The sequence below is a fragment of the Rhizobium sp. CG5 genome, from assembly GCF_023701945.1.
In the GTDB taxonomy this organism is placed as follows: domain Bacteria; phylum Pseudomonadota; class Alphaproteobacteria; order Rhizobiales; family Rhizobiaceae; genus Allorhizobium.
The window spans coordinates 341,075-364,995 of record NZ_JABAEF010000001.1 but is presented as its reverse complement, the minus strand read 5'-3'; the positions used below and the strand labels follow the sequence as shown (position 1 = coordinate 364,995).

The window sequence follows — 23,921 nt, the reverse complement described above, 5'->3', positions numbered from 1 at the left end:
TCGACTCACAGCTTAAGAAATACGTTTGCGTGACATCGCCCGCTCCCACGACTTCGGGAACTCCACGAGCTGGCGGAACACACATGGAATTGCCTGACATCTTTAGGTCCAATCCGTCGCAGGAATTATATTTTCAGCAGGAAATTTTAAAATTTCGAGGCATAGAAATACAATGAACGCCATTTCGGATTTCATCGGAGTGGCACAATCCTATATGGCGGACTTAATATTCGCTGTGACAGAGGGAGTAATTTATGGAGTTATACCCTTCGGTCCGGCGCTTGTTATATATTTACTGACACGCAACAGATTTAACAACAGGGCAGCAGCAAATTTCGTTCTGGCATTTTCCTCATTCGGGATTTTCATTGGAGTATTCACAGGGGGCAGCCGCGAACCCATTGTTGACGCGATGCTTCCAGCGATCATAACCAGTGCGACGGCCTTCTTAGTTTATCTATTCAAGAGCAACGCTGACACCGTGAATCGCGAGTGGATACCCCTATCAATACTGTCAATGACTTTGTTTTCCACATTCGGGTCGTATTTCGCTAGCGAAATTAGAGATGTGTCCCTGCGAAACTCCGCAGGATCCACGCAACAGATTTCAATAATGGAAAGAATAGACGCCCATACCCGTCAGCTTGAGATCATGCAGATTGAAAAAGTTCAGATTCCCACTGATCGGTATGTTTATTGCATCCAAAAGACAGCTGACAAGACAGCTTGCGAAAAGCTATTGACCGCCGCCAAATAGCCTTGGGATAGTAATTGAGTGAAAAGGCATATTTAAGCTACCTTCCGCATTAGCGAAGCCAAACTTGCCATATGCAAGCTACGCCGACAAAAAGCCGCACACCGGGCGGTTTACTTGCCCGAGGATCCAGACACAAGCCCCCGATGCCGCTACGACCCGTCCCCTACCCCTATCCACCCCGCAGGATCGCATCCGAGATAATCTCGAACAGGTGATCGGCGCGGGGCACGAGCGGCGGTTGGTCGGCGAGCCATGCTAGTGCGCTGATCAGCGCGAACAGGTCGTTGCCATCCATATCCTGCCGCGCCACGCCTTCTGCCTGGGCGCGCTTAAGCAGGCGCGTGCCGGCGGTGCGCAAGGTGACGCAGGAGGCATGCAGCGCCGAGCTTTCATCGGCGATGGCGGCGACCATCGGCGCGATGATGCCGCGATAGGCATGGGTCATCGCCACAGCCTCTTTCAGCCATGTCACCAGGGCGCTGCCGGTGTCGTCCCAGGCTTCGAGATCCGCTGCCCTTTGCCCGAAAGCGTCGAAATTGCTGCGCAGCAAGGCTTCGAGCAGCGCTTCCCGCGTCGGAAAATGCCGGTACAGGGTGCCATCGCCCACCCCCGCCTGGCGCGCCACATCGCGCAACGAGACGTCGGCGCCCTCGCCGGTGAACAGGTCCCGCGCGACTGCGAGCAGATGGTCATAGTTCTTTTTGGCGTCAGCTCTCATCATCAGCCTTGACAAACGGAGCGCCGCTCCTTTTATACGGAGCGGCGCTCCAAATAAATGGGGCAGTGCTCCGAATTCAGTAGCACATCTGCCACGATGGAGAAACACAATGTCGAGTGAAACAATGAAGGCAATTCGCATCCATGCATTCGGGAGGCCCGAGGTGCTGCGCTACGAGGATGCGCCAAAGCCGGTGCCGCAATCGGGCGAGGTTCTGGTTCGCGTTCACGCGATCGGCATCAATCCTCCCGACTGGTACCTGCGCGATGGCTACAAGGCGCTGCCGCCGGAATGGCGGCCGCAGGTGTCCTTCCCGATCATCCTGGGGACCGATATTTCGGGCACCGTCGAGGCGGTCGCCGACGATGTGGAAAACTTCTCGGTTGGCGACGACGTCTATTCCATGGTGCGCTTCTTCAGCGTCGGCGAGAGCAAGGCCTATGCGGAATATGTCAGCGTGCCGGCCGCGGACCTGGCCCTGAAGCCCGCCGGCATCGATCACATCCATGCCGCGGCCGCGCCGATGTCGCTGCTCACCGCCTGGCAATTCATGATCGAACTGGGCCACGATCAACCGAACCCGCTTCAGGCCCACAAACATCAGCCCGTGCCGCTCCTGGGCAGGACCGTCCTCGTCAACGGTGCCGCCGGCGGCGTCGGCCACCTCGCGGTGCAGCTTGCCAAGCGGAATGGCGCCCATGTCATTGCCGTGGCATCGGGCCGGCACGAGGCCCTGTTGCGCGGCCTCGGTGCCGACGACTTCATCGATTACGGCAAAACGCCGCCCGAAGACGTGGCACACGACATCGACCTTGTCGTCGACGCGCTGGGCGGCCCGACATCAGGTCGTTTCCTGCAAACCCTCAAGCGCGGCGGCGCTCTGTTCCCGGTCTATCCGCTCGGATTTGCCCATGCCGCAGAGGCCGAGCAACGGGGCATCACGGTGTCGGCCACCCAGGTCCGCTCCAGCGGCGCGCAATTGGCAAAACTCGCGCGCATGCTGGATGACGGCACGATCCGCACCGCCATCGACAGCACCTATCCCCTCGCCGACGCCCGCAAGGCCCATGAACGCGCCGGGCAAGGCCATATCCAGGGCAAGATCGTGCTGACCGTTGCCGCATGAACGCGAACCATCCGATGCCATGGCGCTGAAGAAGGAGGCCTGTCCACAATGCTCATCCTCATGGGTTACATCCACCTCGATCCCTCGGACGTCGATGCCTTCATCACCGACGTCGAGCAGATCAGCAGCAGCACCCAAGCCGAAAAGGGATGCCTGTTCTATAGCATCACTCTGGACGACCGCTCGGCAGGACGCTTCCTGGTCGCCGAGCGCTGGCAGGACCAGCTATCGCTCGCGGCACATCTGGAAAAACCCGAGACGCGGGCGTTCCTCAAGACCTGGGGAGACAGAATGAACAGCGACTTGCAGGCCTATGACGTCTCCGGAGAACGGACACTCGCTGGATAGCCATACCATCCCTGCCCCAGAGACAAAAAAGGCCGCCCAACAGGCGGCCTTTTCATATCAGATGATAATCCCAAAGATTACTCGGCGTCGCCTTCGGCGGCCTTCTTCTTCGGAGCAGCCTTTTTCTTCGGTGCAGCTTCTGCGGTTTCTTCGCCTTCAACAGCGTCGTCGGCCTTGGCAGCGGCCTTCTTCTTCGGGGCGGCCTTCTTGGCAGGCTTGTCTTCGGTCTCGGCTTCGTCGTCGGCCAGCAGTTCTTCCTTGGAAACCGTCTTGTCGGTGACGTCGATCTCGGTCAGCAGCTTGTCGACAACCTTCTCTTCGAAGATCGGCGCGCGCAGCGAGGCGGAAGCGCCGGGCGTGTTGCGGAAGAAGTCGAGGATCTGCTTTTCCTGGCCCGGGAACTGCTGCAGCTGGGCATAAAGCGCACGCTGCATTTCGTCTTCAGACACTTCGACGCCGGCCTTTTCGCCGATTTCGGAGAGAACGAGACCAAGGCGGACGCGACGCTCGGCCAGCGCACGATATTCCTCGCGAGCCTTTTCTTCGGTCGTGTCTTCATCTTCGAAGGTCTTGCCGGACTGGGCGAGATCGGTGTTGATCTGGCGCCAGATGTTTTCGAACTCGGCGTCAACCAGGCGCGAAGGCGTGTCGAACTTGTAGAGCGTGTCGAGCTGGTCGAGGATCTGGCGCTTGACCTTCTGACGGGTCACGTTGCCGTACTGGCTCTCGATCTGGCTGCGAACGACTTCGCGCAGGCGATCAGCCGATTCCAGGCCGAGCTTGGTGGCCAGCTCGTCGTTGATCTCCAGGGCAGCCGGACCGGCGACATCCTTGACGGTGACGTCGAAGGTGGCGTCCTTGCCGGCCAGGTTCTTGGCCGGATAGTCTTCCGGGAAAGTCACGGTGATGGTCTTCTCGTCGCCTGCCTTGACGCCGACCAGCTGGGCTTCGAAGCCGGGGATAAAGCGGTTCGAGCCGAGCACCAGTTCAGCGTCGCTGTCGGTGCCGCCGTCGAAGGCAACGCCGTCGACCTTGCCGACATAGTCCATGGTGATGCGGTCGCCATCGGCGGCCTTGCCCTTCTTGGTCTCGAAGGTGCGGGCGTTCTCGGCAACCTTCATGATCTGCTCGGTGACTTCGTCGTCGCTGACGTCGACGATTTCGCGCACGACCTTGACGCTGTCATGGGACTGCAGCTCGATCGGCGGGATCACTTCGTAGGACAGGGTGAATTCGAAATCGGCTTCGGCGCTGAGGATCTTGTCGGCTTCGGCCTCGTCCTCGGTCATGGCGACTTCCGGCTGGGTCGCCGACTTTTCGCCGCGCTCCGACAGGATCGAGCTCGGGCGGTCGCGCACGATCTCGTTGACCAGTTCGGCCATGATCGACTTGCCGTACATCTTCTTGAGATGCGCCATCGGCACCTTGCCGGGACGGAAGCCGTTGATGCGGACCTTGTCCTTGGCTTCGACCAGGCGCTCGTTCATGCGAGCTTCCATGTCCTTGGCCGGAATGACGACCTTGATTTCGCGCTTCAGCCCTTCAGCGAGCGTTTCGATAACCTGCATGTTCTTACCTTCGTGTCATGGCGGCCGTGCTCGGACAGCCGATGGTTTCAGTGAGCACGACGCCGGAATTCTCGTTTCCCGGGCGTGGCTAAGTCGTAATCCTCAGACATTTTGCCAGGCAAAATGGCGCAAAAGGGCCTTGGCTGGAGGATAAGCGTCTCCTCCGCCGGCCCGAGCGGCAATTCTGGTGCGGGTAGAGAGACTTGAACTCCCACGCCTTGCGGCACCAGAACCTAAATCTGGCGTGTCTACCAATTTCACCATACCCGCGTCCCTTGGAACCGCATGCAGCCTCGCGCATGGCCCCTCCAGAGCGCGCGTCTCTATATCACCCGTTTTTGCCTGCGCAAAGAAAAAATGACACAATCCCCGGTCGCCGCTCCGGAAAGTCAGTATTGCGGTTCCTCGTAGACGGTCTGGCCATCGACCAGCAATTGCCGGATCTGCGCCGAACCGCTGCTGCCGACCCGGACAGCGATCGACACCACGCCGTCGTTGCGCGCCTCCTCCAGCGGCTTGCCATCCCCCTCCGGCACATAGAACCGCTCGATCCCGTAATGGACGAAGATCTCCTCAGACCCGCCATCCGACAGACCTTCGAAATAGAACGGCGCCGTTTTCAGCAGAACCGTTCCGGGCGCCTGCGGCAGCGCCGCGAAAGAGGCCTCCGAAACCGTCCAGAATCCGTCCGGCTGCGGCGCGACGCGAACCCAGAGCGTAACCCACTCGCCGGCGTCCGGTTTGTCGCCAACGATCCGTGCGGCAGGGATCCGCGAGATATCGTAGGACAGCACGACATATTCGCCGCGCAGCAGATCGCGCGGATCGACCGGCACCGTCTTCAGCAGGATTTCCGTGCCCGAGCGCAGGATCCGCGCCCGCGTCTCGATCTGATAGCCGAGCACCGCCGTCTGCAGGGCCGACACCAGCACCGCAATCGCCATGACCCTGAAAAGCAGGCTTCCCCCGCGCTGCGAGCCGCTCATGATGCGCTTCCTTCTTTAGGCCTGGCGGCAAACAGCTTCTCCATGCGGATGACGACAAAGGCCAGCACGGCGACGATCAGGCCGGACAACAGGAAGAAGCCGGATGTGCCGAGCATCGAGTCGATCGTCACGAAGGACAGATACAGAATCTCGGCGGCAAAGGTGATGTAAGCGAGATACCGCACCGCTCCATTGTCGCGACCTTCCAGCGCCAGCGCCAGCACCGAGGCAGCCACCGTCGCAATGGCGACGATCGCCAGGCCAGACCCCTTGTCATATTCGATGTTGAGCAGAAAAAGCCCCATGACGGCAACCACGAAGGCGTAGAAGGCCGGCGCGGCCCCCGTCTTGCGCGTCACCACCGAGAGCGGCGAGGCCTTGGCGCCGATCGCGGCAAACAAAGCCATGCCGCAGAGCGCCAGCAGCAGCGCAAACCGCGGGCTTTCGTCGAAGGAATAAAGCCAGCCGAGCCAGACGATCAAACCGATATAGATAATGTGCTGAACCCTGCTGGCACCGGTCCAGACGGCAAGCGCCGCCAGAACGATGCCGGCTGCAATCGGCGTCCAGCTGTAGAACCCGTCCCAGCGCGTGTCGTACTGATCGAGGAAGGTCAGGAACACCGCCCAGGACAGGAACCCGGCAGTGATGGTCAGAACGCCCGAGCGAAACAGCGCTGCCGACAACGCCGCCATGCCGAACCATAGCAGCATGGCATCGACCGCCTCGCCGGACAGATGGTAAAGCTGGGCAATCAGCGAAATCGCCCCGCCGAAACTCATCGTACCCATCAGCAGAAAGGCCGCGCCGACCCGCGGCGCACCGCGCCCGATCGCAAACGCGCCGGCCAGATGAAAGGCCCAGAGCAGCACGATGATCCCGACCACCCGGGTAAACCGCGGTATCGCCTCCCAATTGGCGGCAATCAACAGCAGGATCGATGCCGAGATCAGCACCGCCGCCAAGATCAAAAGGACATTGCCGACGCTGAACGTCGATTGGCGAGAATCATATTCGGCCAGCATCTGCTCGGCCGCCGGCGGCCCAATGATTCCCTTGTCGACCCAGATCTCCAGGTCTTTTCGCAATCTGCCGCGATACATCGCAACTCCTAAAAAACATCACGCGGCATGGCCGCGGAACGACGATCCGTCGCCGAGACCACTGTGACGGCCCAACGGGCAAAACTCAAGCGCCATCCCAAGCTCTTGCACTGACTATGAAATCCCTTGAAATTTCAGGGGTGGTCCAGCGACTGCTTGCCGCCATCGCCACCCTGAAACGCTGCGGGAAGCCATGCAGAGGAAGAATACCTAATATGAGAATATTGCACTGCACAAACATGAGCAGTGCGGCTAGTATGATAATTAACAAAGGTCAGGACCAAAACGCTTTGCTTCTACCGGACCGAGGGTGCAAATCCTGCACTTGACTGAATTCGGCGCTGCGCACTCCTCCTCCCAGTGCAGTGTCGATCCGACTGACAACACTCCTCCTCCCAGTTGTCAGTCCCCATAAATGACGCCCACCGGATCCTCCTCCCCCGGTGGGCGTTATTTTTTGCCCTTGAGGCAATCCAGCATCGCTCCCGAAAAATACGAACCGATTTGATTGACGCGCCAAGCACGGCGGCCTCCTCGCGTTTGCCTGATCAACTCCTGCGCAAACGCCTAATAATTGATCAAACGTTAACACTGAAGTCTATTGCTATGCGAGCGATGCATAGGTGACATCTGGCTTTAGCGCTTTTGGATTGATGCGCCGCAGCATATATTCGGCTCATGAAATCAACGGCCGGCCCGGTTAGGGCAAAGGGCCAAATCGAAAGAGGCTTATCATGAACATCACCCGTTCGCTGACCAACTGGCGCAAGTATCGTCAGACCATCACGGAACTCGGCCGCATGTCGGACCGCGAACTGCGCGACCTCGGCATCGGCCGCGAAGACATCCGTCGCGTTGCCCGCAACGCCATCGGCGCCTGATCCGGTTTCGATAGCCTTTTTAAGCTATCGACGATCAGACCAAAGAGCCTCCCTCCGGGGAGGCTTTTTTTATGCCTTGAGCCCTCCGGATTCACGCCTTTTAAATAGTCATTGCGTAAAACAGCAGCAATGCACTGCACATTTGCATAGCAGTCGCTCACAATTTGCACTGCACAATCTTGTTTTACAGGCGTATAAGAACACCAATCGCTGATGCGGACGAACCGATCAGCCAAGAAATTGAACCCGAGGAAACGACCATGAACCCGCTTCGCATTGCCAAGAACTGGATCAGCTACCGCCGCACGATGTCCGAACTGGGCAACCTGTCCAACCAGGCCCTGTCGGATATCGGCATCACCCGCTACGACATCCGCAACATTGCCACTCGCTCTTTCCGCTAATTCCTGCGGTCAGATCCGAGTTTGTTGAAACGGCGCTTCATGGCGCCGTTTTTGATTCGGGGCCGATTGGAACCGTGCATCGGTCATGGTAGAGACCGCCCATGACAAAGACAGCAAACAACACCATTCTCCCCATTCACGTCATTGGCGGCGGCCTTGCCGGCTCGGAAGCCGCCTGGCAGGCGGCAGAGGCCGGCATACCGGTCATTCTGCACGAGATGCGCGGCACCCGCGGCACCGATGCCCACAAGACCGACAGCCTGGCCGAGCTGGTCTGCTCCAACTCCTTCCGGTCCGATGATGCCACCGCCAATGCGGTCGGCGTCATCCATGCCGAAATGCGCCTGGCCGGCTCGCTGATCATGGCCTGCGCCGACAAACACCAGGTGCCGGCCGGCGGCGCGCTGGCTGTCGATCGCGACGGCTTTGCCGAAGCGGTGACCGAGGCGATTGCCGCCCATCCGCTGATCACCGTGCGGCGCGAGGAGGTGACCGGCCTGCCGCCGAAGGACTGGGACCAGGCGATCATCGCCACCGGACCCTTGACCTCGCCGGATCTGGCCGAGGCGATCCGGGCCGAGACCGGCGAGGATGCCCTGGCATTTTTCGATGCCATCGCGCCGATCGTGCACCGCGACAGCATCGACATGGACATCTGCTGGTATCAGTCGCGCTACGACAAGGTCGGCCCGGGTGGCACGGGCAAGGACTATATCAACTGCCCGATGGACGAGGCCCAGTACAATGCCTTCATCGACGCGCTGATCGCCGGCGATGCCGTCGGTTTCAAGGAATGGGAAGGCACGCCCTATTTCGACGGCTGCCTGCCGATCGAGGTCATGGCCGAACGCGGCCGCGAGACCCTGCGCCACGGCCCGATGAAACCGATGGGCCTGACCAATGCCCACAATCCAACCGTCAAGGCCTATGCCGTGGTGCAATTGCGCCAGGACAATGCGCTCGGCACGCTCTACAACATGGTCGGTTTCCAGACCAAGCTGCGCTACGGCGCCCAGGCCGATATTTTCCGCATGATCCCTGGCCTCGAAAAGGCGGAATTTGCCCGCCTCGGCGGCCTGCACCGCAACACCTATATCCATTCGCCTGTTCTGCTCGACCCGAGCCTGCAGCTGAAATCGCGGCCGGGTCTGCGGTTTGCCGGCCAGATCACCGGCTGCGAAGGCTATGTCGAAAGCGCCTCGATCGGGCTATTGGCCGGCCGTTTCGCCGCCGCCGACCGCAAGGGAGAAATGCTCGACCTGCCGCCGGCAACGACGGCGCTGGGCGCCCTGCTGAACCATATCACCGGCGGCCATATCGTCTCCGATGACGAGCCGGGCAAAAGCTCGTTTCAGCCGATGAACATCAATTTTGGCCTGTTCCCCGAGCTGGAGCCGGGCTCCATCGTCAAGCCCGAGGGTGTCAAGCGCTTCCGCGGCAAGGACAAGACGGTCATGAAGCGGCAACTGGTCGCCGCCCGCGCCCTGGCCGATTGCCGGCATTGGCTCGGGCAGAAATGACGCCGACCGAGCCCTAAGAGCTGACCCGGCAGCCGGCCGATCGCCTCAGGAGGCGCCGGCCGGTCCGGCCAGTTGATCGAGATCCCGCGCCGAGACGTAATTGCCGAGCAGCCACAGCGAGACTTCGGCAGCCTCCATCGGGGATGTGAAGGTAAATTGGCCATTGTGGTAGGGGGCATCGAGAAATTCGATCGCAAAGCTGCGGCCGTCCGCGAGATCGCGAACCCGCACGGTGCCGGGCTCGATCAGGTGGCAGGCATAATGGCTGCGCATATTGCGCATGAAGCCCGCCTTATTGTCATGCAACCGCACGAACACCGCACCGCCATCGGCCGTCACATGCAGGCTGCGGATCGCCTCGTTGGGAAAGGCGCGGCCGAATTCCAGAATGGCTAGGCCCGCGTCCCGGATTCCGTCATCGGTATTTCGCTTGGCCATTCTCGCAGCGTAATACGAGAACAGCACCATAGCGAACAAGATCAGTATCCAAGTCACCAAGCCCACGGTCAGCCTCCGAATGGTGCCGTCGTTGCGGCTTCTGGCTGCTCTGTACGATGCCAGCCTTGTGCGAATTTGGACGCCCTCAATAGCGTTTCGTCAAGGCCGCCCGCAAAAGCGTGATCTGCCGGCGCCATTGCGGCGGCTGCAAAGACCTGTCGAAAAGATCTGCGCCGCGCCGCCGCGCCAGACCGAGCACCGGCCCGGCCAGCGAAACCGGCAGATAGGCAGGAAGAATCGAAGCGTCCGGCCGGCCAAGGCTGCGCGCCTTGGCCAGATGGTCGAGACCGAGGCCGGCAAAGGCCTCGACGGCTGCCGAAATCCGGCTGCGCTCCTGGCCGGCCAGAAAACTGTCCCGGTCAAGCCCGGTGGCCGCCAGGATTTCGCTCGGCACATAGACCTGTCCCCTGGCGCGATGCTGCGGCATCAGCAGCAGCAGACCGGCAATCGCCTGGGCGACGCCGGCATGGCCAGCCCTGTCTGCACTGCGGGCTGCGGCCTCGCCATCCAGAACAAGACTTGCCAGCTGGATCACCGCCGACGCGGTCTCGCCGGCATAGCCCTCCAGCGCCGAACGCTCGCCGATTGGGTCGTCATAGAGGTCGAAGACGCGGGCGTCGACCATGTCGAGCAAGGGTTTTAGCGGCAGGTGATGGCGCGCGATGGCCTGCAACAGGCCCGCGGCCACAGGATTGGCAGCCGTTGCGCCATGCGCAGCACCCGCCAATAGATCCCGCCAGTACTGCAGACGCACCTCGCCCGGCAAAGGCTCCTTCACCAGGTCGCGAACTCGGGCAATCTCGGCGTTGAAGGCATAGAGCGCGGCCAGAGCCCCGCGCGTGTCGGCAGGCGACAGCAGGCAGGCGAGATAGCGGTCGCGATCCGTATCGCGCAGCATGGAAAGGCAAAGATCCTGATCGCTGGTCTCAACGCTGGTCAAATACTTAAAACCCCTGCCCCGAGTTCAGACCGCGATCAGCGCGGCGGCCACGGCGCGCTCTTCGGCCAGCATGATATTGTAGGTGCGCACCGCAGCGCCGGTGCTCATCGGGTCGGCGGAAATGCCGGCCCCCTTCAGCATGGCTTTGAGATCGGGCGGCAGGAAGCACAGTTTTGTGCCGGTGCCGACCAGCAGCACCTCGATATCCCCGGCCTCGTCCAGCAAGCGCTGGAACAGCGCGGTCTCCAGCGCCTGCCCCTCCTCCACGTCCCAGCCGTAGACGCCGGAGGGCAGCAGCAGCAAGGAGCCGCGATGCGACATATCGGCAAAGCGGAAGCCGCCATTGCCATAGGCATCGATCGGCGCCCGACCTGGAAAATGCGCCTCGCGAACGATGATCCCCTTGCTCATGCCGCTCAGACCTGCGCCTTGCCGGCAAGCGCATCCGGCTTGCCGTCGCCTTCATCCTGGAAGCTCTCGGGCCGCAGTTTGAAGGCAATCAGCATCGGACCGGCGATATAGATCGACGAGAACGTGCCGACGGCAACACCGAACAGCATGGCGAAGGTAAACGAGCGGATGACTTCGCCACCGAAGATATAGAGCGCCAGCAGGGCCAGCATTGTTGTGACCGAGGTCAGGATGGTGCGCGACAGGGTCTGGTTGATCGAGGTATCGATCAGCACGTCGAGCGGCATCTTCTTGTAGCGCCGCAGGTTTTCGCGCATGCGGTCATAAACGACGACGGTATCGTTCAGCGAATAGCCGACAATCGTCAGCACCGCCGCAATGCTCGTCAGGTTGAACTCGACCCCGGTCAATACGAAAAGACCGATCGTCAGGATCACGTCATGCAGTGTGGCGATGATCGCGCCCACCGCAAACTGCCATTCGAAGCGGAACCAGATATAAACGAGAATTCCCGCCAGCGCGACCAGAACGCCGAGCGTCGCCGTCTGGGTCAACTCGCCCGACACCGCCGGACCGACCACTTCGACGCGGCGGAACTCATAGGCATCTTCCAGTTCGGCACGCACCAGGCTGATCGCCGATTGTTCGGCATTCTCGCCGCCTTCCTGGGCCTGGATGCGGATCAGCACGCTCTGCGGATCGCCAAAGCCCTGGGCCTGAACTTCGCCGAGATTGAGTTCGCTGAGCCTCGTGCGGATATCGGAAATATCGGCAGGGCCGGATCGCGACTTGACCTCGACGATCGAGCCGCCGGTGAAGTCGATGCCAAGGCTCATGCCGAGCGTCGAGAAACCAACCAGCGCGGCCAGCGAAACCGCGGCCGACAGAATGAACACGTAGCGCCGAATGCCCATGAACGGGATATTCGTCCCGTCGAACATGCCGGTACGCACACCCTTGGGCATGATCTTGGGACGGCGGCGGCGCACCCATTCGGCAAACAGCCAGCGGGTCAGCGTGAAGGCGGTAAAGACGGTGGTGATGATACCGATGGCCAGCGTCACCGAGAAACCACGAACTGGACCCGAGCCTAGGAAAAACAGAACAACGGCGGCGATCAGCGTCGTCAGGTTGGCATCGACGATCGTCCCGAAAGCCTTGCTGAAACCCGTATCGATCGACTGGATCAGCGCACGACCGCTGCGATATTCCTCACGGATACGCTCATAGATCAGCACGTTGGAGTCGACCGCCATGCCGATGGTCAGCACGATGCCGGCAATGCCGGGCATGGTCAGCGTCGATCCGAGCACGCTCAGCACGGCCAGGATCATGATCACGTTGGCAACCAGCGCCACGACGGCCAGCACCCCGAAGAAACCATAGAAACCGACCATGAAGAGCACGACCAGTGCTGCCCCGATGATGCCGGCGACCACGCCGGCGCGGATCGAGTCCGCACCGAGGCTCGGGCCGACCGTGCGCTCTTCGACCACGGTCAATGTGGCCGGCAGCGCGCCGGCCCGCAGCAGGACGGCCAGGTCATTGGCGCCTTCGACCGAGAAGCTACCGGAAATCTGACCCGAACCGCCAACGATCGGCTCGCGGATGACAGGGGCGGAAATCACCTGGTCGTCCAGCACGATGGCAAAGGGCCGGCCGACATTCTGCTGAGTCGCCTGGGCAAAACGCTGCGCGCCGCGGCTGTCGAAGCGGAAGGTCACCACCGGCTCGTTGGTCTGCTGGTTGAAACTCGCCTGGGCGTCGACCAGGTTTTCACCCGAAACCAGCGCCCGCTTTTCAACGAGGTAAGGCACGGCCGGATCGTCCTGGCTGTAAAGAACTTCGGCGGTGGCCGGCGGACGACCGTTGATCGCCTCTTCCACCGGCATGCTGCTGTCGACCATGTGGAAGGACAGTTTTGCCGTCTGGTTCAGCAGCGATTTCAGCCGCTGCGGATCGGTCAGGCCCGGCACCTGGACGATGATCCGGTCGGCACCCTGGCGCTGGATCAAAGGCTCGGTATTGCCCAGTTCATCGACGCGGCGCCGCACCACCTCGATCGACTGGGTGAGCGCCGACGAGATGCGGTACTTGATGCCCGCATCGGTGAGGTTCAGCCGCAACTGCCCGTTATCGCCGTCCTCGATCGTCACTTCCTGAATGGAGCCGCCGGTCAGGGTTCCCGCACTGACCGCTTCGATCAGAGGCCGCAAGGCCTCCTTGGCCGCATCGATCTGGCTTGCGTCAGTGATCCTGACCTGAACCGCCTGTCCGACCCCGGACAGGCCGGTATAGCGGATACCGGCCTCGCGCAGCGTGTTGCGGATGTCGCCAACCGTCGTTTCCAGCCGTTCCTTGACGATGTCCGAGGATTCGATCTTCAGCATGATGTGCGAACCGCCCTGAAGATCGAGACCGAGGGTCACTTTCTTGGTGGGCAGAAAGGAGGGAAAGCCCTCAAGCTGCTCGTCGCTGAACAGATTGGGCACAGCGACCAGCACACTGAGCAGAACGGCAAGCCAGATCAGAACGGTCTTCCAGCGGGAAAAATACAGCATGCGGATCTCGATTGCGCGTTAGGTCACATCAGGACGATCTGGAACCAGGAAGACCGGACAGCCGTTACGCGGGTGTGTCGGCCTTGACCGGCTCGCCCTTGACGCGCACTTCGGCAACAAAGCTGCGCATGACGCGAACCTTGACGCCGTCGGCGATGTCGACTTCCAGTTCCTTGTCGTCGATGACCTTGCTGACCTTGCCGACGATGCCGCCGCCGATCACCACCTGGTCACCGCGGCGAATGGCCGACAGGGTTTCTTCGCGCTTCTTCAGCTGCTGGCGCTGCGGACGGATCAGGAAAAAATACCAGATCACCATCAACGGCGCAAACAGGAACAGCATCTCAAGACCTGAGCCAAGTCCGCCCATGGCCGGCGCTGCGTCCTGCGCAAATGCTTCAGTAATAAACATCAGAAACTCCTCGAGAATGGCGTGGAAAGAGGGATTGATCCCGTCCGCTTTCGGCTGCCGGAATATAGTGGGGCCGGTTATGAATGCAACAAGAACAGCCCCTGTGCGTACCGATTCCCCGCCTCATACCCTTTCGGATGCCAAAACGCCATGCTACCGCCATCGAAAATGCCGCAGGAGAGGTCTTCTCCTGCCTTTTCAAGGAGGAACGCCATGTCCGAAATCAATGAGCGAATTCTGGCCGAACTGCGCCGGCTGACCGACGCCGTCGAGCGGCTGGCAGGTCCCGCCCCCGCCGTCAACGACTGGACTGCGGCCGATTGTTTCGTCTGGTCGCCCGTCAGCAGCCGGTTGCAACCCGTCGTGCGGCCAAACCGCGTCGCGCTGCAGCTGATCCGTGGCGTCGACCGGGTGCGCGACATCCTGCATGAAAACACCGAGCGTTTTGCGGAAGGTTATGCCGCCAACAATGTTCTGCTGTGGGGTGCCCGCGGCATGGGCAAATCCTCGCTGGTCAAGGCGGTCCACGCCGCCGTGCGCTCGGAGACCGGTGTCGCCTTGAAACTGGTCGAGGTGCACCGCGAGGACATTGCCTCGCTGCCGGCCCTTCTCGACCTCCTGAAGGCGACCGAATACCGGGTCATCCTGTTTTGCGACGACCTCTCCTTCGACCATGACGACACGGCCTACAAATCCTTGAAAGCAGCCCTCGACGGCGGCATCGAGGGACGGCCGGACAATGTGCTGTTCTACGCCACCTCGAACCGCCGCCATCTGCTGCCGCGCCACATGATGGAAAACGAGCAGTCGACCGCGATCAACCCGTCGGAAGCCGTCGAGGAGAAAGTATCGCTCTCCGATCGCTTCGGTCTCTGGCTCGGCTTCCACAAATGCAGCCAGGACGATTACCTGACGATGATCGACGGCTATGCGGATCATTTCCATCTGCCGCTCGAAAGGCCGCAGCTGCATGCCGAAGCGCTCGAATGGGCGACCACCCGCGGCGGCCGATCGGGACGGGTCGCCTGGCAATATATCCAGGATCTCGCCGGCCGCCTGCGCATATCCATGGACCGCGGCTAAGACCAAGCCGAAATGAAAGAAGGCCCGGACGGATCCGGGCCTTCTTCAGAATTCCTTGAAACGCAGTACTTTAGTCAAGGAATGTCATGGGGTTGACCGGTGTGGCGTCCTTGCGGACTTCGAAATGCAGCATCGGACGCTTGACGTTGCCGCTCATGCCCGACGTTGCCAGCTGCTGGCCGCGCTGGACCTTCTGGCCGCGCGTCACACCAACCGCTTCGGTATGGCCGTAGACCGTCACGGTGCCGTCGTCATGGCGCACCAGAACCGTATTGCCGAGTTCCTTCAGGCCATTGCCGGCATAGATCACCACACCGTTTTCGGCGGCTTTGACCGGCGTTCCGGTCGGCACCGAGATATCGATGCCGTCATTGCGCTTGCCGTCGACATTGGCGCCGAATCCGGCCACCACGGCGCCGGTGACAGGCCAGCGATATTTGCTGATGCCGGTCGACTCCGGCGCGATGTCCTTGGGGTCGGCGGACGCCGTCACTTCGTTGACGGTCTGGGTCTTGACCGGTGCAGGGCTTGCAAACGGTGCGGGGCTGCTGGGCTCGGCCGTCTTGGCCGGAACCGAGGCGGTCTTGACGGTATCGGGATTGACGGCCGCAGAGCCGGCACCGGGAAGCTTCAGGCTCTGCCCGATGCGGATATTGCCATCCTTGATACCGTTGGCCGACTTCAGCGCATCCATCGGCGTACCGGTCGCCTTGGCAATCTTGCTGAGCGAATCGCCCGGCTTGACCACATAGGAGCCACCGGCGGGCGGAGGTGCCTTGCCGTCGCCCGAGACGACCTTGTTGCCGGCAGCATTGTCACCCGGCTGCGACTTGTCGCGCAACGTGCCCGATGCCGGCAGCACGGCCACCTTCTGCTCAGGCGCCTGGTTGGGAACCGGTGTCTGGCCAGCCGGCAGCAGCGCGCCGTCGGCAGAAGCGCGCACCGGCGTGGCGCGGGCACCATTGGTTGGAATGATGATGGTCTGGCCTGGACCAGCAGCCGACGCTTTCGTCAGGCCGTTGGCTTTCAGGATTTCCTTTTCCGGAACGCCGTAGCGGGCCGACAGCGTGCCGATGGTTTCACCGGGGCGCAGTGCGACGCGTGGCGCATTGGCCGTGCTCCAGCCGTTGCCCTTGGCGCCCTGCGGATTGCTGCCGGTCGTCAGGTTATCGGATTCGGGCGGAACGATGGCAGGCGCCGCGGCGACCCTCTGCTCGGCGGGGAACGGCTGAGCCGGCGGGCGCATGGCCGAGGGCTGACCGGTCGGAGCAGAGAGCTCGGCCCGCTGCACGGAGACCGGCGCCGACGCCATACGGGCAGCCGATACGTTCGAAGGCGCATTGTAGCCGGGCTGCGCCGGATACGGCTGGCTCATCGCCTGCTGCCGGCTGGTATAGTCCGGCTGCTGCGAGACCGACGATACGGCCATGTCGCCGTCCGGGACCGGCACCGTGCCGTTCAGACCGGTGATGTTCCGGCGCGGCGTGGAACTCGTGGTGATATCGTCTGTGCTGGAAAACAGACCGCTGAAGCGCGTCGCATCGGAGCTGCAACCCGCAGCAACGCTTGCCAAAAGGCTTACCGCGAGCATGCGGGCGACTGGCAATCCGGATTTCGGAGATACACTCATACGCATTTACAACCTACTTACGACGCGAACTCTAGTAGGTTTATTAAAGCGCGTTAGTGTTACTGTGGGGTTAATCGCGCCGGATCTGCGTGAACTATTTGCAGAAAGGCAAGGCTCCTGCCCGACAGCACGACAAAATCCCGATGCCGCGCAGCCTACAAATAAGAGGCGATTTTCGGCGTCAGGGGCAGATAGGGCACCGCGAACAGGTCTTCCCGGTCGAAGCGGCTGCCGGTCTTCGTCAGGCGCACCATGACGCAGCCGCCATCTTCGGTCATCAGTGGCGCCAGCAAAATACCGCCGGACACCAGTTGGTCGGCAATGCCGCGCGGCATGACCGGAAATGCTGCGGTCGACAGGATGCGGTCGAACGTCCCCTCGCCGACCAGGCCATTGCTGCCGTCTGCCTGCCGCAAGACGACATTCCTGATGCCAAAGCCATCAAGCCGGGTCTGCGCGGCGGACAGCAGCGTCTTGTAGCGATCGATCGACACGACCCGTTCTGCCAGACGGCCCAGGATGGCGGCGATGAAACCGCTACCCGTGCCGATCTCCATTACCCGTTGACCCGGCTTGACATGCAGCCGGTCCAGCAACCGCACGGCAAGATCGGCCCCCTCCATGAACGCGCCGCATTCGATCGGGATCGTGTGGCTGGAATAGGCCTGGGCGGTGAACAGCGGCGGCACGAATTTCGAGCGCGGCGTCTGCTCCACGGCCGTCAGGAGATCGAGGTCGGAAATGCCTTCTGCCCGCAGCCGAAGCACCAGGGCGGCAAATCCTTCCTTCTCCAGCATCGCACTTTTCAAGCGGCAACTCCAAACCCGAGCGCCTGCGCCAGGCGGTCTTCAACCCTATTTTCGGTCATGTCGCCTTTCAAACGCGTCAACGAGATGCTGCAGTGTTTGACAAGATCGCGCATGGGCACTCCGAACCTAGCGCGTCCTAAGCCGCCTTTTCGATTTTTGTGAGGCCGCCCATGTAAGGCAGCAGCACGTCGGGAATGGTCACCGAACCGTCTTCGTTCAGGTAGTTCTCCATGACCGCGATCAGGCAGCGGCCGACCGCCGTGCCGGAACCGTTCAGCGTGTGCACGAACTGCGTCGCCTTGCCGTCCTTGGCGCGATAGCGGGCATTCATCCGCCGCGCCTGGAAATCGCCGCAGACCGAGCAGGAGGAGATTTCGCGATAAGCGTTCTGGCCCGGCAGCCAGACTTCCAGATCATAGGTCTTGCGCGAGCCGAAGCCCATGTCGCCGGTGCACAGCGTCATGGTGCGGTAATGCAGGCCCAGGCGTTTCAGGACGTCCTCGGCGCAGGCCGTCATCCGCTCGTGTTCAGCAACCGCGCTCTCGGCATCGGTGATCGACACGAGTTCGCATTTCCAGAACTGATGCTGGCGCAGCATGCCGCGGGTATCACGACCGGCCGAGCCTGCTTCCGAGCGGAAGGACGGGGTGAGTGCTGTAAAGCGCAGCGGCAGCTTTTCCTGATCGAGGATCTCGCCGGACACCAGATTGGTCAAGGTGACCTCGGCCGTCGGGATCAGGTAGCGCCCATCGGTGGTCTTGAACAGATCTTCCTCGAACTTCGGCAGATTGCCAGTTCCGTAGAGCGCTTCGGCGCGCACCATCAGCGGCGAGCTGACCTCGGTATAACCATGTTCCGACGTGTGCAGGTCCAGCATGAACTGGCCAAGCGCCCGCTCAAGCCGCGCCAGCGGTCCGGTCAGCACGGTAAAGCGCGCGCCAGAGAGCTTCGCCGCCCGCTCGAAATCCATGTAGCCGAGCGCCTCGCCAATCTCGAAATGCTCTTTCGCCGGATGGTTCCAGCGCGGCTTGTCGCCGACCGTGCGGGCCACCACATTGTCGTGCTCGTCCTTGCCGACCGGCACGTCGTCCAAGGGAATGTTGGGAATGCGCGACAGGGCATCCGTCAGCTCGGCCGAGAGCCGGCGCTCCTCCTCTTCGGCCACCGGCATGGTGTCCTTGAGATGCGCCACCTCGGCCTTGAGCGTTTCGGCAAGCTCGGAATTCTTCTGCGCTATCGCCGCGCCGATCTCCTTGGAGGCGGCATTGCGGCGCGACTGCATGTCCTGCAGGGACTGCACGGCGGAGCGACGGCGTTCGTCAAGGTCGATCAGGCCGGCCGAAAGGGCCTCGGCGCCGCGCTTGGCAAGCGCCGCATCAAGAGCCTCGGGGTTTTCACGAATCCATTTGATATCAAGCATCGTCGTTCCAGATCGTTGAATCGAAAAATCGGAACGGACCTGCCAGCGGCCCGATCCCATGGGCAATGCGGCACACGACCGGAGCGCGCCCGATCAGGCCTCGCTGTTCTCGGTCGCCTCCGGGGTCTCGTCCTCGGACTTTGCAGCCTTGGCCCGTCCGCGCTCGACGAGTCGTGCCGCATAGATGGCAACCTCGTAGAGAAGGATGGTCGGCAGTGCAAGACCGATCTGGGAGATCGGATCGGGCGGCGTCAGCACGGCGGCCACCACGAAGGCGACGACGATGAAATACTTGCGCTTGGCGGCAAGCCAGCTGCTTTCCAGAATGCCGACCCGGGCCAGCAGCGTGGTCACCACCGGCAGCTGGAACACCAGTCCGAAGGCAAATACCAGCGACATGATCAGGCTCAAATATTCCGACACCTTTGGCATCAGCGAGATCGCCACTTCCCCCTCGCCCGGTGCCTGCTGCATCGCCAGGAAGAACCACATCACCATCGGCGTGAAGAAGAAATAGACCAGTGCGCCGCCCAAGAGGAACAGCACCGGCGACGCGATCAGGAAGGGCAGAAAGGCCTGCCGTTCGTTCTTGTAGAGGCCCGGCGCCACGAACTTGTAAATCTGCGCGGCAATCACAGGAAACGCGATCACCAGGGCGCCGAACATGGCGACCTTCAGCTGGGTGAAGAAGAATTCCTGCGGCGCCGTATAGATCAGCTCCGCCTTGTTGAGATCGAGCCCGGCCCAGACAACCGCCCATTTATAGGGCACGACCAGAAAGTTGAAGAGCTGCTTGGCAAAGGCGAAACAGACGATGAACGCCACAAAGAACGCACCGAGTGCCCAGATCAGGCGTGTGCGCAGCTCGATCAGATGCTCGACCAGCGGCTGCGGCTTGTCTTCGATATCGCTGGTCATGCAAGGTCCTCTTTCCGGCCAGCGGTCTTCTTCGCAGCGGGTTTCTTGGCCGGCGCATCAGCAGGCAATGTTTTTGCCGGGGCCTTGGATTTGGCCGGCAGCTTGGCGCTGGCAGCGGCAGGCTTGGCACTGGCGGCGACAGGCTTGGCACTGGCGACAGGCTTGACGCCCGTAGCAGCCTTTGGCGCCTTCTTCGCAGGGACGGCAGCCAAAACCTCGTCGGCCAACACCGGCTCCACGCTGGCCTTCGGTTTGCGCACCCGCTTGGCAACAGGAGCAGCGGCGACAACCGGCTCCGATACGGTGCTCGCAGCCGCGGGTACCGGCACGGCAGCGGGAATGACGGGCGGCGTAGCCGGCAGGGACGCCAAGGGCGGCAGGTCGGCGGCGGTCATCGGCTGGGGAGGTGCATCCTTCGGCGTGACAGTCGCGCTGTCATCCACGGGAAAGGTCTCAACCTGCGTCGCTTTCTTCAGATCGGCCTTGATCTCGTTGCCCATCTGCCGAAGCGGGTTCATGGCATCGCGAAGCGAACTGGCCGGATTGAGGCTTTTCACATCGCTGATAGTCTTGCGAACATCGTCCAGTTCGGCCTCGCGCAGTGCTTCGTCGAACTGCGCCCGGAACTCGCCGGCGGTCTTGCGCAAACGACCCGTCATTTTGCCGAATGCCCGAAGCATTGGCGGCAAATCTTTCGGGCCCACCACAACGATAAGGACCACTGCTATAACGAGCAATTCGGTCCAGCCAATGTCCAGCATGAATCAGGCTCCTAAGGCCGCCGATGCGGCCGCTGTCTCGGGCCGCATATCCGTTACGCGTTCAGCGTCACTTGGTTTCGTCGACTTTGTGATCGACCGTCTTGCCGGGAGCGACGGGCGTCACCGGCGCTTCAGGCTTGTCGTCTTCCGAAATGCCCTTCTTGAAGCTCTTGATGCCCTTGGCGACGTCGCCCATCAGCTCCGGGATCTTGCCGCGACCGAACAGCAACAACACGATCGCCAGAACGATCAGCCAGTGCCACATGCTAAAAGAACCCATGAGTTCAGCTCCTTAATTTCTCTCTCTCACCGATGTAAGGTGTTTGCAGATCTTTTTCAAACACCAAAATGTCCTGCTGGTTTACACGCAGCGTCACGTCGCGCAAGCCCTGCCCCAGTTGATCGGCGCGAATTCGCGCCCGCACCACCTGGTCGCTGCCCGGCACGGCCAGGCTCAGCAGTTCGACGACGCCGAGGAACCGCCGTGAGACGATGCGGGCCGGAATAGTCCCGCCCTCCTCCAACACATTGACCCCCGACAGCCGCACGGCAATCGACACGGCCGTTCCGTCAGCCAGATCCGGTGCCTGAGCCCGGCCCAGCGGCGTCTCCACCAGTCCGCCGCGGGCCGTGCCGCAGAACTCGTTGATCTCGGAAAAGAAGCCGGCGGTAAACAGGTCGCATGGCCGGCGGTAAAGGTCGTCCGACGTGCCGACCTGCACCAGCCTGCCGTCCTTCAGCAGGGCGATGCGATCGGCCATGCGCATGGCCTCCTCGGCATCATGGGTGACGACGATGGCGGTGGCTCTCGTGTCGCGCAGGATCGCCAGCGTATCGGCGCGGATGGTGTCCTTCAGCCGGGAATCGAGGCCGGAGAACGGCTCGTCCATCAGCAGGACGGCTGGCCGCGGCGCCAGCGCCCGCGCCAGCGCCACCCGCTGCTGCTCGCCTCCCGACAGGGCATGCGGGAACTTTCTTGCATAGTGCCCGAGACCGACCCGCTCCAGCGCCGCCATGGCCTCGGCCACCGCCTCGCCGGACGGCAGAGCGGTCAGACCGAATCGCACATTGTCGAGAATGCTCATATGCGGGAACAGCGCAAAATCCTGAAACATCAGGCCGATGCCGCGCCGCTCCGGCGGCAGGAAACATGCCGGGCCTGCCACTTCGCGGTTATCAAGAAGCAGACGGCCGGAGGACTGCGCCTCGATGCCCGCCGCAATCCTGAGCAGCGTCGTCTTGCCGGAGCCGGACGGTCCGAGCAGACACAGCACCTCGCCCGGCTCGGCGGTCAGCGACACATCGCGGATGGTTTCCTTGCCGTGATAGCTGTGGGTGATATTCTCGAAGCTCAGCCTTGCCGCAAACGTCACCGCTGCCGAGCGCCTGGCGCTGCCGGTCGATATGCGTGCGGGGTCTGAAATCATGCCGTTGCTCGCCTGGAACCGGGTGTCCACCCTGACGCGGCCACCCGCAGACAGGTCTCCGGAAAAGCAGCGATTGCCATAAAGATGAACCTATTCCTCCGGTTCACCGCCCGGTGTCAAGAGGCCAAGCTCTTCGAGGTCGAGCTGGGTAATCGGATCCTCGTCGTCGTTCAGCTCGTCCGACCCCATCGGAATGGGCACGTTGAAATTCGGCGGAATGCGCCCCGACAGCAGGCCGGCGCCTTTCAGCTCTTCCATGCCGGGCAGGTCGCGCAATTCCTCCAGGCCGAAATGATCGAGAAAATCGCGGGTCGTGCCGAGCGTCACCGGCCGGCCCGGCGTGCGCCGGCGACCGCGAAACCGCACCCAGCCCGCCTCCATCAGCACGTCAAGCGTGCCCCTGGAGGTCTGCACGCCGCGCACGTCCTCGATTTCCGCCCGCGTCACGGGCTGGTGATAGGCAATAATGGCCAGCACTTCGAGGGCGGCGCGCGACAGCTTGCGGACTTCGTTGTCATCCTTGCGAATGGCAAAGGACAGGTCGGCCGCCGTGCGAAAAGCCCAGTGATCGCCGACCTTTACCAGATTGACGCCGCGCGGCGCATAGTCGGCCTGCAGGCGCTGCATCAGACTGCCAACGTCGGTGTCGCGCGGCAGGCGTTCGGCCAAAAACCCTTCCGAAACCGGCTCTGCCGAGGCAAACACCAGCGCCTCGACGATCCGCAGCGCTTCCGCGTGACTGCGGCTGTCCGTGGCCACGGCGGGCGCATCGCCCTCAACCATCGGCATCGTGTCGTCCATGTCGGACTGCGCCATCGCCCTGCCCTATTCCGTCACCACGACCATGCGCGCCTGGCCGCGACGCATGTAGAGCGGCTGAAAGGCCCCGTCCTGGCGGATCTCCAGCTTGCCTTCGCGCACCAGTTCCAGCGAGGCCGCAAAGGCGCTGGCAATCGCCGTCACCCGCTCTTCCGCCGTGGTCATGTAGCGCAGAAGGTAATGTTCAAGCGCCGTCCAGTCAGAAATCTCGCCGATCATCCGTGTCAATATGACGCGCGCATCGGCCAGCGACCAGACCTGCCGGCGGGCGATCGTCACCTGGGTCACCGCCTGGCGCTGTCGAAGCGCGGCATAGGCGGTGAGCAGGTCATAGAGCGACGCCTCGAAGGCGGAGTGGACGCGATCAGGCATGTGTTCGGGCGCACCGCGGCGGAAGACGTCGCGGCCGAGACGGTTGCGGTTGATCAGCCGCGTTGCGGCATCGCGCATAGCTTCCAGCCGCTTCAGCCGGAAGGCCAGCGCCGAGGCCATTTCCTCGCCCGACGGTCCGTCATCCTTGGCCTGCTGCGGGATCAGCAGTTTCGATTTCAGAAAGGCAAGCCAGGCCGCCATCACCAGATAATCGGCGGCAAGCTCGATGCGGATGCGCCGCGCGCTTTCGATGAACAGCAGATATTGTTCGGCGAGCGCCAGCACGGAAATCCTGGACAGGTCGACCTTCTGGTTGCGCGCCAGGAACAGCAGCAGATCGAGCGGTCCTTCGAAGCCGGCGACATCGATGACCAGTGCCGCTTCGCCCGTCGCCCGCTCCGGGCCATTGTCCTGCCACAGTCTGTCCATCGGCATCGGCGCCGGGCCGG

General features: G+C 62.0%; 25 protein-coding genes and 1 tRNA gene. 7 read left to right on the top strand and 19 right to left on the bottom strand.

All coding sequences use genetic code 11. From position 1 onward, the window contains the following. Positions 1 to 172 precede the first annotated feature (172 nt). Positions 173 to 757 carry a hypothetical protein gene (locus HGO38_RS01800; protein WP_250954203.1) on the top strand — a complete coding sequence of 195 codons (585 nt, stop codon included), beginning with the start codon at positions 173 to 175 and terminating at the stop codon, positions 755 to 757. A gap of 169 nt (positions 758 to 926) precedes the next feature. On the opposite strand, the gene HGO38_RS01795 is transcribed toward HGO38_RS01800, so the two are convergent. After that, on the bottom strand, positions 927 to 1,475 hold the full coding sequence (locus tag HGO38_RS01795) for a TetR/AcrR family transcriptional regulator (RefSeq protein WP_250954502.1): 549 nt from the start codon (positions 1,473 to 1,475) through the stop codon (positions 927 to 929). Between the two features lie 109 nt (positions 1,476 to 1,584). Here HGO38_RS01795 and HGO38_RS01790 point away from each other — a divergent pair, with 109 nt between their 5' ends. Both HGO38_RS01790 and HGO38_RS01785 read left to right on the top strand, forming a co-directional pair. Then, a complete protein-coding gene (locus tag HGO38_RS01790) occupies positions 1,585 to 2,601 on the top strand; it encodes an NADP-dependent oxidoreductase (RefSeq protein WP_250954202.1) in 1,017 nt (338 codons plus the stop codon). Between the two features lie 48 nt (positions 2,602 to 2,649). Continuing rightward, positions 2,650 to 2,949: a putative quinol monooxygenase gene (locus HGO38_RS01785; RefSeq protein ID WP_250954201.1), complete on the top strand. Its 300-nt coding sequence runs from the start codon at positions 2,650 to 2,652 to the stop codon at positions 2,947 to 2,949. A 77-nt stretch (positions 2,950 to 3,026) separates the two neighbouring features. On the opposite strand, the gene tig is transcribed toward HGO38_RS01785, so the two are convergent. From tig to HGO38_RS01765, 4 genes are all read right to left on the bottom strand, one after another. After that, positions 3,027 to 4,517, bottom strand: a complete 1,491-nt coding sequence (gene tig, locus HGO38_RS01780) for a trigger factor (RefSeq protein ID WP_250954200.1) — start codon at positions 4,515 to 4,517, stop codon at positions 3,027 to 3,029. 185 nt (positions 4,518 to 4,702) lie between these two features. Next, positions 4,703 to 4,787 (bottom strand) — tRNA-Leu (locus HGO38_RS01775). Positions 4,788 to 4,906: 119 nt separating this feature from the next. Then, entirely contained in the window at positions 4,907 to 5,503 is a 597-nt protein-coding gene (locus HGO38_RS01770) for a GDYXXLXY domain-containing protein (protein ID WP_250954199.1), read from the bottom strand. Beyond that, positions 5,500 to 6,606, bottom strand: coding sequence for a DUF2157 domain-containing protein (locus HGO38_RS01765; RefSeq protein WP_250954198.1), 1,107 nt, complete (start codon positions 6,604 to 6,606; stop codon positions 5,500 to 5,502). Before HGO38_RS01765 ends, HGO38_RS01770 begins: the two co-directional genes overlap by 4 nt. Positions 6,607 to 7,340: 734 nt before the next feature. On the opposite strand from HGO38_RS01765, the gene HGO38_RS01760 reads away from it, so the two are divergent. The 3 genes from HGO38_RS01760 to trmFO all read left to right on the top strand — a co-directional run bounded on the left by HGO38_RS01760 (position 7,341) and on the right by trmFO (position 9,411). Then, positions 7,341 to 7,487: a DUF1127 domain-containing protein gene (locus tag HGO38_RS01760; RefSeq protein WP_168472762.1), complete on the top strand. Its 147-nt coding sequence runs from the start codon at positions 7,341 to 7,343 to the stop codon at positions 7,485 to 7,487. 260 nt (positions 7,488 to 7,747) lie between these two features. Further along, on the top strand, positions 7,748 to 7,891 hold the full coding sequence (locus tag HGO38_RS31100; RefSeq protein WP_168472761.1) for a DUF1127 domain-containing protein: 144 nt from the start codon (positions 7,748 to 7,750) through the stop codon (positions 7,889 to 7,891). A 101-nt stretch (positions 7,892 to 7,992) separates the two neighbouring features. Next, complete coding sequence (gene trmFO / locus HGO38_RS01750) at positions 7,993 to 9,411, top strand: methylenetetrahydrofolate--tRNA-(uracil(54)-C(5))-methyltransferase (FADH(2)-oxidizing) TrmFO (RefSeq protein WP_250954197.1); 1,419 nt, start codon at positions 7,993 to 7,995, stop codon at positions 9,409 to 9,411. A 45-nt stretch (positions 9,412 to 9,456) separates the two neighbouring features. On the opposite strand, the gene HGO38_RS01745 is transcribed toward trmFO, so the two are convergent. The 5 genes from HGO38_RS01745 to yajC form a co-directional block, all read right to left on the bottom strand. After that, positions 9,457 to 9,915, bottom strand: a complete 459-nt coding sequence (locus tag HGO38_RS01745; protein WP_250954196.1) for a hypothetical protein — start codon at positions 9,913 to 9,915, stop codon at positions 9,457 to 9,459. A gap of 79 nt (positions 9,916 to 9,994) precedes the next feature. Beyond that, positions 9,995 to 10,807 carry a phytoene/squalene synthase family protein gene (locus HGO38_RS01740; protein ID WP_250954500.1) on the bottom strand — a complete coding sequence of 271 codons (813 nt, stop codon included), beginning with the start codon at positions 10,805 to 10,807 and terminating at the stop codon, positions 9,995 to 9,997. A gap of 66 nt (positions 10,808 to 10,873) precedes the next feature. Beyond that, entirely contained in the window at positions 10,874 to 11,260 is a 387-nt protein-coding gene (locus tag HGO38_RS01735; protein ID WP_250954195.1) for an Mth938-like domain-containing protein, read from the bottom strand. A 5-nt stretch (positions 11,261 to 11,265) separates the two neighbouring features. Beyond that, positions 11,266 to 13,821 carry a protein translocase subunit SecDF gene (gene secDF, locus HGO38_RS01730; protein ID WP_250954194.1) on the bottom strand — a complete coding sequence of 852 codons (2,556 nt, stop codon included), beginning with the start codon at positions 13,819 to 13,821 and terminating at the stop codon, positions 11,266 to 11,268. Between the two features lie 64 nt (positions 13,822 to 13,885). Then, on the bottom strand, positions 13,886 to 14,233 hold the full coding sequence (gene yajC, locus HGO38_RS01725) for a preprotein translocase subunit YajC (protein ID WP_250954193.1): 348 nt from the start codon (positions 14,231 to 14,233) through the stop codon (positions 13,886 to 13,888). 213 nt (positions 14,234 to 14,446) lie between these two features. Here yajC and HGO38_RS01720 point away from each other — a divergent pair, with 213 nt between their 5' ends. Continuing rightward, positions 14,447 to 15,316, top strand: a complete 870-nt coding sequence (locus HGO38_RS01720) for an ATP-binding protein (protein ID WP_250954192.1) — start codon at positions 14,447 to 14,449, stop codon at positions 15,314 to 15,316. Positions 15,317 to 15,386: 70 nt separating this feature from the next. Here HGO38_RS01720 and HGO38_RS01715 read toward each other — a convergent pair whose 3' ends face one another. The 9 genes from HGO38_RS01715 to HGO38_RS01675 form a co-directional block, all read right to left on the bottom strand. Beyond that, the gene (locus HGO38_RS01715) at positions 15,387 to 16,952 is read right to left on the bottom strand and encodes a peptidoglycan DD-metalloendopeptidase family protein (protein ID WP_250954191.1); all 1,566 of its coding nucleotides are present in this window, start codon (positions 16,950 to 16,952) and stop codon (positions 15,387 to 15,389) included. A 149-nt stretch (positions 16,953 to 17,101) separates the two neighbouring features. After that, positions 17,102 to 17,743, bottom strand: a complete 642-nt coding sequence (locus HGO38_RS01710; RefSeq protein ID WP_502941488.1) for a protein-L-isoaspartate(D-aspartate) O-methyltransferase — start codon at positions 17,741 to 17,743, stop codon at positions 17,102 to 17,104. 148 nt (positions 17,744 to 17,891) lie between these two features. Next, complete coding sequence (serS, locus tag HGO38_RS01705; protein ID WP_250954189.1) at positions 17,892 to 19,175, bottom strand: serine--tRNA ligase; 1,284 nt, start codon at positions 19,173 to 19,175, stop codon at positions 17,892 to 17,894. 93 nt (positions 19,176 to 19,268) lie between these two features. After that, the gene (tatC, locus tag HGO38_RS01700) at positions 19,269 to 20,093 is read right to left on the bottom strand and encodes a twin-arginine translocase subunit TatC (protein ID WP_250954188.1); all 825 of its coding nucleotides are present in this window, start codon (positions 20,091 to 20,093) and stop codon (positions 19,269 to 19,271) included. After that, positions 20,090 to 20,854 (bottom strand): Sec-independent protein translocase protein TatB, encoded by a 765-nt coding sequence (tatB, locus tag HGO38_RS01695; protein ID WP_250954187.1) that lies wholly within the window; start codon positions 20,852 to 20,854, stop codon positions 20,090 to 20,092. The genes tatC and tatB overlap by 4 nt, the downstream gene beginning before the upstream one ends. A gap of 67 nt (positions 20,855 to 20,921) precedes the next feature. Continuing rightward, entirely contained in the window at positions 20,922 to 21,134 is a 213-nt protein-coding gene (locus HGO38_RS01690) for a twin-arginine translocase TatA/TatE family subunit (protein WP_250954186.1), read from the bottom strand. Between the two features lie 4 nt (positions 21,135 to 21,138). After that, positions 21,139 to 22,281: an ABC transporter ATP-binding protein gene (locus HGO38_RS01685; RefSeq protein ID WP_250954185.1), complete on the bottom strand. Its 1,143-nt coding sequence runs from the start codon at positions 22,279 to 22,281 to the stop codon at positions 21,139 to 21,141. Positions 22,282 to 22,371: 90 nt separating this feature from the next. Further along, positions 22,372 to 23,070 carry an SMC-Scp complex subunit ScpB gene (gene scpB / locus HGO38_RS01680; RefSeq protein WP_250954499.1) on the bottom strand — a complete coding sequence of 233 codons (699 nt, stop codon included), beginning with the start codon at positions 23,068 to 23,070 and terminating at the stop codon, positions 22,372 to 22,374. A 36-nt stretch (positions 23,071 to 23,106) separates the two neighbouring features. Further along, positions 23,107 to 23,901: a segregation and condensation protein A gene (locus HGO38_RS01675; protein ID WP_250954498.1), complete on the bottom strand. Its 795-nt coding sequence runs from the start codon at positions 23,899 to 23,901 to the stop codon at positions 23,107 to 23,109. Positions 23,902 to 23,921: the final 20 nt, after the last annotated feature.